14 protein-coding genes are annotated in these 14,540 nt (G+C 42.1%); 1 reads left to right on the top strand and 13 read right to left on the bottom strand.

The genetic code is table 11. The features are described 5' to 3' along the window. Positions 1-4 precede the first annotated feature (4 nt). The 8 genes from purH to purC are packed head-to-tail and all read right to left on the bottom strand — an operon-like array spanning position 5 to position 8,495. Positions 5-1,537 (bottom strand): bifunctional phosphoribosylaminoimidazolecarboxamide formyltransferase/IMP cyclohydrolase, encoded by a 1,533-nt coding sequence (purH, locus tag IGI79_RS05850; RefSeq protein ID WP_065096738.1) that lies wholly within the window; start codon positions 1,535-1,537, stop codon positions 5-7. After that, on the bottom strand, positions 1,534-2,112 hold the full coding sequence (gene purN, locus IGI79_RS05845) for a phosphoribosylglycinamide formyltransferase (protein ID WP_207463895.1): 579 nt from the start codon (positions 2,110-2,112) through the stop codon (positions 1,534-1,536). Before purN ends, purH begins: the two co-directional genes overlap by 4 nt. Further along, on the bottom strand, positions 2,109-3,152 hold the full coding sequence (purM, locus tag IGI79_RS05840; protein WP_207463896.1) for a phosphoribosylformylglycinamidine cyclo-ligase: 1,044 nt from the start codon (positions 3,150-3,152) through the stop codon (positions 2,109-2,111). Before purM ends, purN begins: the two co-directional genes overlap by 4 nt. Positions 3,153-3,182: 30 nt before the next feature. After that, positions 3,183-4,622: an amidophosphoribosyltransferase gene (purF, locus tag IGI79_RS05835; RefSeq protein ID WP_065096813.1), complete on the bottom strand. Its 1,440-nt coding sequence runs from the start codon at positions 4,620-4,622 to the stop codon at positions 3,183-3,185. Further along, positions 4,607-6,829, bottom strand: coding sequence for a phosphoribosylformylglycinamidine synthase subunit PurL (gene purL, locus IGI79_RS05830; RefSeq protein ID WP_207463897.1), 2,223 nt, complete (start codon positions 6,827-6,829; stop codon positions 4,607-4,609). The genes purF and purL overlap by 16 nt, the downstream gene beginning before the upstream one ends. Then, positions 6,830-7,504 (bottom strand): phosphoribosylformylglycinamidine synthase subunit PurQ, encoded by a 675-nt coding sequence (gene purQ, locus IGI79_RS05825; protein WP_065096815.1) that lies wholly within the window; start codon positions 7,502-7,504, stop codon positions 6,830-6,832. 1 nt (position 7,505) lies between these two features. Beyond that, complete coding sequence (purS, locus tag IGI79_RS05820; protein WP_065096816.1) at positions 7,506-7,760, bottom strand: phosphoribosylformylglycinamidine synthase subunit PurS; 255 nt, start codon at positions 7,758-7,760, stop codon at positions 7,506-7,508. Positions 7,761-7,763: 3 nt separating this feature from the next. Then, positions 7,764-8,495 (bottom strand): phosphoribosylaminoimidazolesuccinocarboxamide synthase, encoded by a 732-nt coding sequence (gene purC, locus IGI79_RS05815; RefSeq protein WP_065096817.1) that lies wholly within the window; start codon positions 8,493-8,495, stop codon positions 7,764-7,766. Between the two features lie 256 nt (positions 8,496-8,751). Here purC and IGI79_RS05810 point away from each other — a divergent pair, with 256 nt between their 5' ends. Further along, positions 8,752-9,129: a hypothetical protein gene (locus IGI79_RS05810; RefSeq protein ID WP_010735685.1), complete on the top strand. Its 378-nt coding sequence runs from the start codon at positions 8,752-8,754 to the stop codon at positions 9,127-9,129. A gap of 141 nt (positions 9,130-9,270) precedes the next feature. Here the strand turns inward: IGI79_RS05810 and purB are convergent, their stop codons facing one another. From purB to IGI79_RS05785, 5 genes are all read right to left on the bottom strand, one after another. Continuing rightward, positions 9,271-10,566 carry an adenylosuccinate lyase gene (purB, locus tag IGI79_RS05805; protein WP_195476257.1) on the bottom strand — a complete coding sequence of 432 codons (1,296 nt, stop codon included), beginning with the start codon at positions 10,564-10,566 and terminating at the stop codon, positions 9,271-9,273. A gap of 13 nt (positions 10,567-10,579) precedes the next feature. Then, a complete protein-coding gene (gene purK, locus IGI79_RS05800) occupies positions 10,580-11,704 on the bottom strand; it encodes a 5-(carboxyamino)imidazole ribonucleotide synthase (RefSeq protein ID WP_195476259.1) in 1,125 nt (374 codons plus the stop codon). Further along, entirely contained in the window at positions 11,697-12,185 is a 489-nt protein-coding gene (gene purE / locus IGI79_RS05795) for a 5-(carboxyamino)imidazole ribonucleotide mutase (protein WP_065096818.1), read from the bottom strand. Before purE ends, purK begins: the two co-directional genes overlap by 8 nt. A 434-nt stretch (positions 12,186-12,619) precedes the next feature. Beyond that, entirely contained in the window at positions 12,620-13,924 is a 1,305-nt protein-coding gene (locus IGI79_RS05790) for a nucleobase:cation symporter-2 family protein (RefSeq protein WP_065096819.1), read from the bottom strand. Between the two features lie 2 nt (positions 13,925-13,926). Then, the gene (locus IGI79_RS05785; RefSeq protein ID WP_104872133.1) at positions 13,927-14,508 is read right to left on the bottom strand and encodes a xanthine phosphoribosyltransferase; all 582 of its coding nucleotides are present in this window, start codon (positions 14,506-14,508) and stop codon (positions 13,927-13,929) included. Positions 14,509-14,540 lie beyond the last annotated feature (32 nt).

The raw sequence follows: 14,540 nt of genomic DNA, 5'->3' as shown, positions 1-14,540 counted from the left end.
CTTCTTAATGTCTAAAATGACGTACGCCGGTAAATACCATTGCGATACCATGCTTGTTTGCCATATCGATCGATGCTTGATCTTTGATACTTCCTCCCGGCTGGATGATTGCTTTGATGCCATGCTTCGCAGCATATTCGACAGAATCATCCATCGGGAAGTAGGCATCACTTGCTAGAGCTGCCGTTTCTGCTTTGTCTCCCGCTTGTTCGATGGCAAGCTTGACTGAGCCTACACGATTCATTTGACCTGCACCGATACCGAGGGTTTGTTGTTGATTTGCCACGACGATCGCATTTGATTTGACGTGTTTGACCGCTTTCCAAGCAAAAACCATCGCTGCTTGCTCTTCTTTCGTGGGTTGACGATCGGTTACTACAGTCCAACTTTCTGGTTCTTCCATTGCATTATCATCTTGTTGGATCAGTAAACCTCCTAAGACAGAGACCATTTCGTTAGCATTTCCCTCCACGTTTGAGAAATCGACTTGCAACAAGCGGAGATTTTTCTTCATTTTCAGTACAGCAAGGGCTTCTTCACTGTAACTAGGAGCGATAATGATTTCTAAAAACAATTGAGTCATTGCTTGTGCACTAACCAAATCGACTTCACGATTCAATACGATGATACCGCCAAAGATCGACACTGGATCAGCAGCATAAGCAGCTTCCCACGCAGAGAAAATCGTCTCGCCACTTCCGATCCCACACGGATTCATATGTTTCAACGCAACGACAGTTGGTTCCGTGAACTCTCTCATAATACGCAAAGCAGCATCGGCATCGCGGATGTTGTTGAAAGAAAGTTCCTTGCCGTGCATTTGTACCGCACTTGCAATCGAATAACTCGTTGGTAAAGCCGCTTGATAAAATGCTGCTTCTTGATGGCTATTCTCGCCATAGCGAAGGTCTTGTTTGCGTGTATAAGTAAGGGTTAGATTCTCAGGTTCTTTTTCACCCACAGCTTCTGTGAGATATTGACCGATCAATGCATCATAAGCAGCCGTATGGCGGAAAACTTTTGCCGCTAGCTTTCTACGCGTCTCAAGGGTGGTCTGACCTTCTTGCTGGATCTCTGCTAAGACGACCTCATAATCAAGTGGATCAACGATCGCCGTCACAAAAGCATGATTTTTCGCAGCACTTCGCAACATGCTCGGTCCACCGATATCAATATTTTCGATCGCGTCTGCTTCAGTGGTTTCTGGCTTCAAGATCGTTTCCTTGAAGGGATAAAGATTGACACAGACGACATCGATTGGTTGGATGGCTTCTTTTTCCATCGCTGCCATATGACTCTCGCTATCTCGACGTCCTAACAATCCTCCGTGGATTTTTGGATGTAAGGTTTTCACTCGGCCATCCATCATTTCAGGAAAACCAGTTACTTCATCGATGGAAATCGTTTCGATTCCCGCGTCTTCTAAAGCTGTTTTAGTTCCACCTGTGGAAATGATCTCTATACCAGCAGCACGCAGTCCTTTCGCAAAGTCAATGACCCCAGTCTTATCTGAAACACTTATTAACGCTCTTGTCATTTTTTTACATCTCCCATATTTACTATATTTGCAATTACTTCTGGAAAGATCCGATGTTCGATCTGATGGATTTTTTGTTCCAATGTAGCTAATGTATCTTCTTTTTCAATCATCACTTTTTCCTGACGAATGATTGGACCAGTATCCACACCACGATCGATATAATGGACAGTCACACCTGTTTCCTTCACACCTGCTTCAAAAGCATCGCGAATCCCATGAAGACCGGGAAAATTCGGTAATAATGAAGGATGGATATTGATCATTTTATTTTCATAAGCTGACAGTAAGCCTTCGCCAACGATTCGCATATAACCAGCTAATACGATCAAATCGATTTCTCGGGTCGCTAATTCTTCAAGGATCGCTTGCTCATACTCTGTTTTTGAAGCAAACTCTTTCGGCGAAAAGCAAGTAACAGCAACTTGCGCTTTTTTTGCCCGTTGCAAAACATAGGCTTGCGGCTGATCACAAAATAACCACTCGATTGTCACAGAAAGTCGGTTCTTTTTAAAATAATCGACCAGCGCTTGGAAGTTACTGCCATTTCCTGAAGCAAAGACAGCAATTCTCATTTTTTTTCCTCTGCGATCACGACTTTTTGCTCCTCAAACGGTACGACTTGTCCGATTTGATAAACTTCTTCGCCGGATTTGCGGATCTGATCAATGATTTCACTCGCATTTTCAGGAGCAACTGCAATGACCATTCCAATGCCCATGTTAAAGATCTCATACATTTCATGTGCAGGGATTTCACCATATTTTTGTAAACAATCGAAGATCGGTAAAACTGGCCAAGTGCCTAACTCGATGTTGGCAGCCACATTTTCTGGTAACATCCTTGGAATATTTTCGATGAATCCACCACCTGTAATATGTGCCGCACCTTTGATTTTCTCTTCTTTGATTAGTGGTAATAACGTCGCAACATAGATTTTTGTTGGTTCGAGCAATACATCTGCCAAGGGTGCATCCAACCCTTCGATCGTTTCTTCTAATGAAAATCCTTGCTGTTCTAAAAAGATTTTACGAACCAAAGAATAGCCATTTGAATGGATACCGCTAGAAGGTAAACCTAACAAGATATCACCTGTTGTGATCGATTGACCAGTGATCAATTGCGCTTTTTCCGCGATTCCTACCGCAAAACCTGCCAGATCATAATCATCCCCTTGGTACATACCTGGCATTTCTGCTGTCTCTCCACCGATCAATGCCATGTTTGCTGAAACACAGCCAGTGGCAACGCCTGCTACGACTTTTTCTAGACGTTCAGGATCATTTTTACCTGTTGCCAAATAATCTAAAAAGTATAAAGGTTCTGCTCCTTGTGCCAAAATATCATTGACACACATCGCGACACAGTCGATACCGATCGTTTCATGGCGATCTGCGGCAATCGCCACTGCTAACTTGGTGCCCACACCGTCTGTTCCGGAAACTAAGACAGGTTCTTTTAATTGGAAACCACTAAGGTCAAAGCAGCCACCAAAGCCGCCTAATGCGCCCATCACACCGATTCTTTCTGTTTTCTTCACATGTTTTTTGATACGATCCACGACTTCATAGCCCGCTTCTACGTCCACACCTGCTTTTGCATAAGCATTACCCATTTGATTGCTTGCTCCCTTCGTTTGCTCCGGTTAAAAAAATGATACTTTTTCTTTTAAAGATTCTTGGTATTTTTCTTCGTAATCATAAAGTGGTGTCGGATAATCACCGTTGAAATATGCCATACATAATCCTGAATAAGGGGCATCTTTTTGCAGACCGATTGCTCCAATCAAGCCTTCTTCACTTAAGAAATCCAACGAATCTGCGCCGATACATTCTCTGATCTCTTCGATTGAATGATTCGCTGCGATCAGTTCTTTTCTCGTTTGGATGTCGATCCCGTAAAAACATGGATATTTCAATGGTGGCGATGCGATCCGCACATGGACTTCCCTTGCTCCAGCTTCTTTCAATAAGTTGACGATTCTTCGACTAGTGGTGCCACGAACGATCGAATCATCGACCATAATGATTTTTTTCCCTTCCACAACACCCCGAACCGCTGAAAGTTTCATCCGCACTCCTTGTTCTCTTAATTCTGGGGTTGGTTGGATGAACGTACGTGCAACGTATTGATTTTTCACCAAGCCGATTTCATAAGGGATACCACTTGCTTCAGCATAGCCACTGGCTGCTGACAACGAGGAGTTGGGCACACCAACGACCATATCCGCTTCGATCGGCGCTTCAACTGCTAAACGTCTTCCCATATTTTTACGTGCCGTATGAACATTGATCCCTGCAATATCAGAATCCGGACGTGCAAAATAAATATATTCCATGGAACAGATCGCCAGTTGAGTATCTGTCGTGTATTGTTCGATCGTATACCCTTCATCATTGATGATCACGATTTCTCCTGGCAAGACATCGCGTACGAAACGCGCACCGATTCCTTCCAACGCACAAGTTTCAGAAGTAATGACATATGCGCCATTTTTCATTTGACCGATGGCTAAGGGACGAAAACCATTAGGGTCCAGTGCCGCCACCATTGCGTCTTCTGTCAATAATAAGTAGGCAAATCCGCCCTTTACCTCAGCTAAGGCTTCTTTTAATCTATCTAAGAATGTTTTTTCGTCACTGCGACGGATCAGATGCATCAAGATCTCTGTATCTGAATTGGAATGAAAGATCGCACCATCTTTTTCTAAAGAGGTCCGCAAAGAGCGAGCATTGGTCAGATTGCCGTTATGAGCCAACCCGATCGATTGATCGTAGAACTTGAATAAAAAAGGTTGGATATTATCCACACTGCCATTGCCAGCGGTGGCATAGCGAACGTGACCGATTGCGGCTTGTCCAGATAAAGAAGCTAGTTTTCTTGGATCTTTGAAGACCTCAGAAAGCAACCCAAGATCACGGTGACCATATAATTTCCCATCGTCATTCGATACGATACCAGCGCCTTCTTGCCCACGATGCTGCAAACTATGCAAACCAAAATAAGTGACGTTAGCGGCTTGAGGGTGTCCCCAAACGCCGAACACTCCACATTCTTCATTGATACTTCTTACTTCATAAGACATTCGATTGCTTCCTCCCAAGACTGTTTCGCAGAAGCGACTGCCAAGTCAATGCTTCCATCACTTGCTTGTACCACTAATTGTTTTTCTTCCGTCACGTGACCAAGAAATGTCACACGATCACCAGCTAGTTTTTCAAATGCTTGTTGGTTTTCTTTTGTTACTGATACGACAAAACGTGATTGTGTTTCAGAAAACAGTTGAGAAACTGGCAGATCAACTGTCGTTGATACACCAAATCCATTTGTAAACGCTGATTCAGCGATAGCTACCGCTAACCCACCTTCTGCACAGTCATGCGCACTTTGGATCAGTCCAGCTTTGATTGCTTCTAACATCAAGGTCTGGTTTTCTTTTTCGGTAGTTAGATCAAAATGTTCCATCATTCCTTCGATTCTACCTAACTGTAGCTTTTGTAATTCACTACCGTTAAAGTCTGCAAATGTCTGGCCGATCACATAGATCAAATCTCCCGCTTGTTTGAACTCTTGGGTAGTGATATGTTCGTGCGCTTCGATCAATCCGACCATACCGATCATCGGCGTTGGGTAGATCGCTTGTCCATCGGTTTCGTTGTATAAAGAAACATTCCCTGAGATCACAGGCGTTTCCAATACTTCACAGGCTTTGGCAATCCCATCAGCTGAGTATGCTAACTCCCAGAATACTTCTGGTTTATCTGGAGAACCATAGTTCAAACAATCCGTGATGGCTAATGGTTGCCCACCACTCGCGACGATGTTTCGTGCTGCTTCTGCAACAGCGATCTGGCCGCCAACTTCTGGATCTAGATAAATATAACGAGCATTACAATCCGTCGTCATCGCTAACGCTTTTTTGGTCCCGCGAATACGCAAGACTGCGGCATCACTACCCGGAGCAACGACTGTATTCGTTTGGACACGAGAATCGTAAGTTTCATAGATCGAACGTTTTGAGGCAATCGTTGGTTGTTGCAATAAATCTAGCAACACGTTATTTGGGTCATCGATCACTGGTTGATATTGCCCTAATTCACGGAATTTTGCCATGCGTTCAGGTTCAACCATCTCTTTATGGTAGACAGGTGCATCTTCTGCTAAGGCATCTACCGGAAGATTGGCTACTTCTTTTCCATGATGATACAAACGGTACTGCCCATCATCCGTTACTTTTCCGATCGTTACCGCGTCTAGATCGTATTTTTGGAATAGTTCTTGGACACGTGCTTCTGAACCTGCCTTCACACAGATCAACATCCGTTCTTGCGATTCAGATAACATCATTTCATAAGGCGTCATCTGTGATTCACGCTGTGGGACATCATCCAAGGTCAATACCAAACCAGAGCCTGCTTTTGAAGCCATTTCTGAACTAGATGAAACAAGTCCTGCCGCACCCATATCTTGGATACCGACCAGGATATCTGCGTGGTCCAAAATCAATTCTAAACAAGCTTCTAACAATAATTTTTCCATAAAAGGATCGCCCACTTGCACAGCTGAACGTTGTTGTTCTTCTTCTTGACTAAACTCTTCGGAAGCAAATGTCGCACCGTGGATACCATCACGACCGGTTTTAGCACCCACATACATGATTGAATTGCCCACACCTGATGCTTGTCCTTTTTGGATATCTTTATGATCGATCAGCCCAACACACATGGCATTTACCAATGGATTTCCTTCGTAACAAGGATCAAAGGCGATCTCACCACCAACCGTCGGTACGCCGATACAATTACCGTACCCTCCGATACCGGCAACAACTTCTTCTAAAAGATATTTTGTGCGAGGATTATCTAATTCGCCAAAACGCAGGGAATCGAGTAAAGCAATTGGACGTGCGCCCATGCTGAAAATATCGCGAATAATGCCCCCAACACCAGTTGCTGCGCCTTCATAAGGTTCGACTGCCGAAGGATGATTGTGACTTTCTGCTTTAAAGACTACTGCTTGTCCGTCTCCAATATCGACGATCCCTGCCCCTTCACCAGGTCCTTGTAAGACATTCGGCCCACTTGTTGGGAATTTTTTTAAGATTGGCTTCGAGTTTTTGTAAGAACAATGTTCACTCCACATGACTGAGAACAGACCGGTCTCTGTATAATTAGGTATTCTACCTAAGATGTCTTCTTCGATCATCCGGTATTCTTCATCCGTCAGTCCCCATTGCGTGTAAATCTTTTGTTCTTTGATTTCTAATGCAGTTGGCTCCATCATCGTTTTCATTTATGCAGTCACCTTTCCGAAATTCTTCAATAGCGAAGCAAAGAAACGTTTGCCATCTTCTGAGCCAAGCAACGCTTCCATTGCTCGTTCTGGGTGAGGCATCATCCCTAGCACATTTCCAGCTTTATTTGTAATCCCTGCAATGTTAGCCACACTGCCGTTGATATTTTCTCCCTCGTATGTAAACACGATTTGGTTGTTGTCGATCAGTTCTTGAAGTGTCTCTTCATCGCAAAAATAATTGCCTTCACCGTGTGCCACCGGCAACTGGATCACTTCATTTTCGCCGTACTCTGAAGTGAAGGATGTTTGGTTATTGACTTTCAGTTGAGCTGATTTACAGATAAAACGCAGTGAATCATTTCTTCTTAATACACCTGGTAATAATCCAGCCTCCGTCAACACTTGGAATCCGTTACATGTACCAAAAACAGGTTTTCCTTCTTCAGCAAAACGGATCACTTCATCCATGATCGTTGAAAAACGAGCAATCGCCCCACAACGTAAATAATCGCCATACGAAAAGCCGCCAGGGATCAATACTCCGTCATACCCTTCAAGAGAAGTTTCATCATAACGAACATAGTCTGCTTCTGCGCCCATCACATCACGGATCGCCCAAAGCAAGTCCGCATCACAATTTGATCCAGGAAAAACAATCACGGCAAATTTCATGCTAAACTTCCTCCATTTTGTTGATTTCATAACGATACGTTTCCATATTTACATTTGCTAATAAGCGATCACAAATCGCTTCGATCGTTGCTTCTACTTCTTCTTCACTTGCTGAGACTTGGATCTCAAAATATTTCCCGATCCGAATGTCTTCAATGGTATCGTAGCCTAAACGATGAACCGCATTTTTAACTGCCTCTCCTTGTGGGTCTAATACTGAGTCCTTATATGTTACGTACACTTTTACAAAATACATGATTTATTCTCCTTTATTTTCGAGTGATAATTGATTTAAACGATCGAGTACTTCTTGATAGACAGGAATGATGTTGCCGATCTTTCGCCGGTAGACATCCTTATCCATATGTTCCTTAGTGGTAAGATCCCATAAGCGACATGTATCCGGAGAAATTTCATCTGCTAATTCGATCTCGCCAGTCGCAGTACGTCCAAATTCCACTTTAAAATCGACTAATCGTAAATTGATTTTTTTGAATAGTTCTATCAGATGGTCATTGATTTGCAACGCTTGTTTTTTAAGCTCCGCTATCTCTTCAGGCGTTGCTAACCCTAAGAAACCAACGTGGGCATCATTGATGAAGGGATCATCTAGTTCATCCTTTTTGTAATAAAATTCAACGATCGGTGTCGGTAGCACTTGCCCTTCTTCTACTCCTAAGCGTTTTGAAAAACTTCCAGCTGAAATATTTCTGACGACCACTTCTAAGGGAATGATCGACCGTTTTTTAATCAATTGTTCGGTTTTTGACAATTTCTCAATAAAATGATTTTTTATTCCTTGATTCGATAAGTATTCAAAAATAGTACTTGTGATTTGATTGTTCAATTCTGCTTTCCCTTGCATTTGGTCTTTCATTCCACCGTTGAGGGCAGTCACTTGATCTAGATACTCCACCCACAGGACAGTTTCATCATTCGTGTTAAACATTCTTTTTGCTTTTCCTTCATAGAGCAAGTTCTGTTTTTCCATGTCTACGACTCCTTGTTTGTTAACGTTGTATTACCAACACACATTATTTGTTCGTCTTTTCACTTTAAATTTTACCAAGGGTCAGGAATCAAATCAATACAAAAGTGTACATTTAAACCATTAAAAACATTTAATGTTCGTCTTTCATGCTTTTATTAAGAATAGTTGTTCTTCGTTAAGAAGCGTTTACACATTTATTGATTGGTGATATAGTAGATTTAAAGAAAACAGTTAGAGGTTTCAAGGAGGTAACTAAATGGAAGATCCAAGTACGTCTGCCCAACGCTTTTTACTCGATTTATCTGTTGAAGAAAAATCACGCTTATACAATGATCTACTTGCTATCAAAGATGTTGATGCCTGCATGAAGGATCGAAGTTTTTATACATTTAGAAAACTTCGCCGTGCAGCAAAACGACAATCGGAGTGTCGAAAACGAACATTCCATTACTTGACCCAAAACAACCATGAACTAGTGATCAAACAAATCCATGAGCAAAAGCTATTCAAGCATCATTACCGATTGCTCGTGACCTTCGATCAACAAGAATTTGGCTATACATTTGTTGAAACATTATTGAATCTTCTACATTCCCAACATTTCAATTTGGGTCATCAAATGGCTTATGCTTAAACCAAAAAGAACATCCCTCAGAAGTTAGTCTGAAGGATGTTCTTTTTTTCTTGCATTTAAAAAAATAGTTCTAGCTAGTGATTGTTCGGTTTTTCTCGATCAGTCGAGAAACATTGTTAACATCTATTCTTACTGAATGGTTTATGCTAAACCGACACGTTCAAAAATGACATCCACATTTTTCATATGGTGGTTGTAATCAAATGCTTCAGCGATTTCTTCTGGTGTCAAAACAGAAGTGATCGCTTCGTCTTCTTCAAGTAACAGACGGAAGGACACTTGGTTATCCCAAGCATACGCTGTCTTAGGTTGAACAAGATCATAGGCTTCTTCTCTTGTCATCCCTTTATCAATCAATTTCAACATGACACGTTGGCTATAGATCAAGCCAAATGTCGCATCCATGTTACGTTTCATGTTTTCTGGGAATACCGTCAGATTTTTAACGATATTGCCAAAGCGGTTCAACATGTAATCAAGTAGGATCGTTGTATCAGGTAGAATGATCCGTTCTGCAGAAGAATGGGAGATATCTCTTTCGTGCCACAATGAAACATTTTCATAAGCGGTAATCATATGCCCACGGATCACTCGCGCTAAGCCAGCCATATTTTCTGAACCGATCGGATTACGTTTATGTGGCATAGCAGATGAGCCTTTTTGTCCTTTGGCAAAAAATTCTTCGACTTCTCGTGTTTCCGATTTTTGAAGTCCACGAATCTCTGTCGCAAAGCGTTCGATACTGGTCGCAATCAATGACATCGTCGCAAAATATTCGGCATGTAGATCACGTGGTAAAACTTGCGTCGATACTTCTTGCGGACGGATGCCTAGTTTTTCGCAGACATATTCTTCAATGAACGGAGGGATATTCGCAAACGTACCAACAGCACCGGAGATTTTCCCTGCTTCTACGCCTTTTGCTGCATGTTCAAAACGTTCGATATTTCGTTTCATCTCAGAATACCAAGTAGCTAATTTAAGGCCGAAAGTCGTTGGCTCAGCATGCACACCATGCGTACGTCCCATCATGACTGTATACTTATGCTCTTTGGCTTTTTCACCAATGATCGCTGTGAAACGTTTCAAATCTTCGCGCAAAATGTCATTTGCTTGTTTGATTTGGTAACCATAAGCTGTATCCACCACATCTGTACTTGTTAGTCCATAATGGACCCATTTACTTTCGTCGCCAAGTGTTTCCGAAACTGCTCGAGTAAAAGCAACGACATCGTGGCGTGTCGATTGCTCGATCTCTAAAATACGAGCGATATCAAAAGACGCGTGTTCACGGATTTTCGCTACATCTTCTTTAGGTATTTCTCCTAATTCTGCCCAAGCTTCATCAGCAAGTATTTCAACTTCTAACCATGCTTGATATTTATTTTGCTCTGTCCAAATATTGCCCATTTCAGGTCGTGTATAACGTTCTAACATCAACTATTCTCCTTTAATCCCAAATATTCGTTTTTTCGATTTCTTTCAATGTCGACTCGATATCTTCTGTCAAAATCGTGATGTGTCCCATCTTACGACCTTTTTTCGCTTGTTTCTTACCATAGAAATGAAATTTCCAATCTTGTTTTTTCGCAATCAAATTGTAACTTTCTAATAGTTGTTCCCCTAAAACGTTGACCATGACTGCATCACTTAACAATGGGACTTTTTTAGGTAAAGGCCAACCGCAAATCCCACGGATATGCGCATCAAATTGTGTCATTCCGCATGCTTCTAAGGTGTAATGTCCTGAATTGTGTGGACGCGGTGCCAATTCATTCACATACAATCCACCAGTCTTCGTCAAAAACATTTCGACGCCCAGTTCACCGGACAAACTCACTGCTTCAGCAATCACTTTAGCAATTCTTTCTGCCTCTTCGATCACATCCGCTGAAACAGTTGCTGGCGCAATCGTTTCATGGAGAATATTATTACGGTGGATATTTTCAACAACTGGAAATGTCGTATATTGCCCTTGCCCATTGCCTGCGACCATGATCGATAGTTCTTTTTCAAACGGAATCCAAGCTTCTAATACGCATGTTCCTTCTCTTAAAAGATCCATCGCAGGAGCTAAGTCCGCTCGACTCTTCAGTACATATTGCCCCTTACCATCATATCCGCCTCGAGTTGTTTTCAAGACACAAGGATAACCGATACCATCGATTGCATCTTGGATATCTGTGGGACTGACGATCGTTGCATGTGGAGCGATCACGATATTATTTGTTTCTAAAAATGATTTTTCTAGTAGACGATCTTGCGTGATCGCCAACAAATCTGTTCCTTGAGGAATAAATGACATCGGCAAAATCGCATTCAGTGCTTCTACACTCACATTCTCAAATTCGTAGGTGATAACCTCAGTTCGTCTTGCAAGTTCTTCTAGAGCAAACGTATCATCGTAGGAACTTTCAATGTGCCAGTCCGCTACTTGAGCAGCCGGACAATCATTCATCGGATCAAGTACACCGACTTTGAATCCCATCTCTTTTGCACTGATCGCCATCATGCGACCTAACTGTCCACCACCGACGATTCCGATCGTCGAGCCTGGTAATAATGGTTTAACCAAGTTGATCACTACTTTCTATTACAGATTCAACCGACATTGCGCGTCGTTTCGCTAATGCAGCCTCCAACTCTAAATCATACATTGAAAGCATCTGTATCGCAAGTAGACCGGCATTAATTGCGCCTGCTTTTCCAATCGCTGTCGTCGCCACAGGCACGCCACCTGGCATTTGGACAATAGATAGCAAAGAATCTAATCCATTCAATGTTCGGCTTTGAACAGGAACACCAATAACTGGTAGTGTCGTCTTTGCAGCAACCATTCCAGGTAAATGGGCCGCCCCCCCTGCACCTGCAATAATTACTTTTATACCTTTTTCTCGAGCTTCTTCTGCATACGAAAACATCAAATCCGGTGTTCGATGTGCTGAAACTACTTTCTTTTCAAAAGAAACGCCAAATTCTTCGATGATCTCGCATGCGTGTTTCATTGTGTCCCAATCCGAGATGCTCCCCATTATTACAGAAATTTTTGCAGCCATACGTTTCTCCTCTCGATTTGTATTCACTCATATTTTATCAATCGCCCCTCTGTAAATCAAGATAAATTCGAATGAAAAACAGATAAAAAGGTTTATTGTTCGTATTTTTTAAAATTGAATCTTGCTAGTTGAAATCAAGTTTTTTCCAATCCAAATCATTTGTTTTTTTAGTATATAACACTTTTTTCTTCATGCATCCAAAATGCAGGGTGAATCTGTCCATGACTATGCTACAAAAAATTCGTCTGGGACAGTCGTCTTCTCGCACCACCTAAAACTAAATAAACGCCGGGAAAAAGTAACCTCTTCGAAAATAAGGCGACCTCCACAAAAAATTGAAAAACAATTTTCGTGGAGGTCGCCTTATTTCTCGAGGCTAAACACTTCTGTGCTGACCTCATTCATTACTAACTATTTTTGTGAAGTGATCTATATTATTTCAATGCTTCTTTAATGATTCTCTCGTCTTGTTTCAATCCATTAAAAACTAAGTTCAAAACGATTGCTGTGATACTGCTCATAACGATCCCGTTTCCTGTAAACATTTGAACCGTTTCAGGCAACTGGCTGAAGAGTTCGGGCATCAAATTGAAGCCTAAACCAAAACCGATCGACACTGCAGCAATCAGTAAATTTTTGTCATTTGTAAAATCCACTTCTAACAACATCCGAATTCCTTGGATCGCCACCATCCCAAACATGACCAACATACCGCCACCAAGGACTGGTTCAGGAATGATCTGAGCAACTGCACCGATTTTAGGGAATAAACCCAAGATGATCAGGAAGAAAGCAGAAAAGTAAATGGGTTTTCTCGTTTTGATCCCTGAAAGTTGTACCAACCCGACATTTTGCGAAAAGCCAGTATAAGGAAACGTGTTAAAAATACCACCTAAGATCACGGCTAAGCCCTCTGCTCGATAGCCCTTTTTCAGCTGCTCTTCGCCGACTTTTTGCCCAGTGATATCTCCTAAGGCAAAATAGACGCCTGTTGATTCAACCATGCTCACCATTGAAATGATGATCATCAATAAGATCGACCAGATTTCAAATGTCGGTTTTCCAAAGTAAAATGGTTGTGGTACGTGGAAAACGGGGGCTTGTCCAATCGCTCCTAGATCGATTCTACCTAAAAAAGCAGCTAAGACACTTCCTCCGATCAGACCGATCAAAACCGCAATGGATCGAATGAACCCTTTGCCTAATAATTGCACACCAACGATCAGTAGGATCGTGACAAACGCTAATAATAAATTCGTCAAATCACCAAAGCCAGGTGCAGTTGCACTACCGCCACCCATTTTTTCGATAGCTACAGGAATCAATGTCAATCCGATCACTGTAATCACAGTTCCAGTAACAATCGGCGGAAAAAGCTTTTTGATCTTTGAAAAGAAACCAGCAACTAGCACAACAAAAACCCCTGATGCGATGATCGAGCCATAGATCGCACCGACACCTTCTGTGCTACCGATCAAAATCAACGGTGCAACGGCTTGGATCGCACAACCTAAAACAACTGGTAAGCCGATCCCGAAAAAGCGATTGACAGTCAACTGCAAGAGGGTTGCTAACCCACACATGAAAATATCGATCGAGATAAGATAAGTCATTTGTTCTTGATTAAACCCTAAACCCGTACCAATCAATAACGGTACAGCAACTGCTCCCGCATACATCGCTAATAAATGCTGTAACCCTAAGACAGCTGCTTTTCCATTTTGTGTTTCTTTCTCCACGCTTACGCATCCTCCTCAAGAAATTCTACTTGGCCATTAGAAAGTGATGCCACACGAGCAAGTGAAACTACTTTTAAGCCCATTTCTTCAAGAAGTTGACGACCATCTTGGAATGATTTTTCAATGACGATCCCGATTCCCTCAACGCTAGCTCCTGCTTGTTGGCATAATTCGATCAACCCTTTTGCCGCTTGGCCATTCGCTAAAAAGTCATCAATGATCAATACTTTATCGTCAGAAGACAAGAATTTACGAGAAATCGATATCGTGCTTGTTACTTGTTTCGTAAAGGAATAGACGGAAGCCGTCAATAATTCTTCATCCATCGTCAAACTTTTGGCTTTTCTTGCAAAAATCATCGGTACACCTAGCTCTTTAGCTGCAAATAAAGCGGGGGCGATACCTGAAGCTTCAATCGTCACCACTTTAGTGATTCCTTGCTCTTTAAATACTTCCGCAAAACGTTGGCCCATTTGTTCCATCAACACTGGGTCTACCTGATGGGTAACAAAACTATCTACTTTCAACACGCCTTCACCCAAGACTTGTCCATCTTCATTGATACGTTCTACTAATTCTCTCACTTTATTTACTCCTTTTCTTACTAAATTCGTGC

Source organism: Enterococcus sp. AZ084, from assembly GCF_051714905.1.
Lineage (GTDB): Bacteria > Bacillota > Bacilli > Lactobacillales > Enterococcaceae > Enterococcus_B > Enterococcus_B pernyi.
The sequence above is the reverse complement of the archived record's forward strand: the minus strand, read 5'-3'. Positions and strand labels throughout refer to the sequence as shown.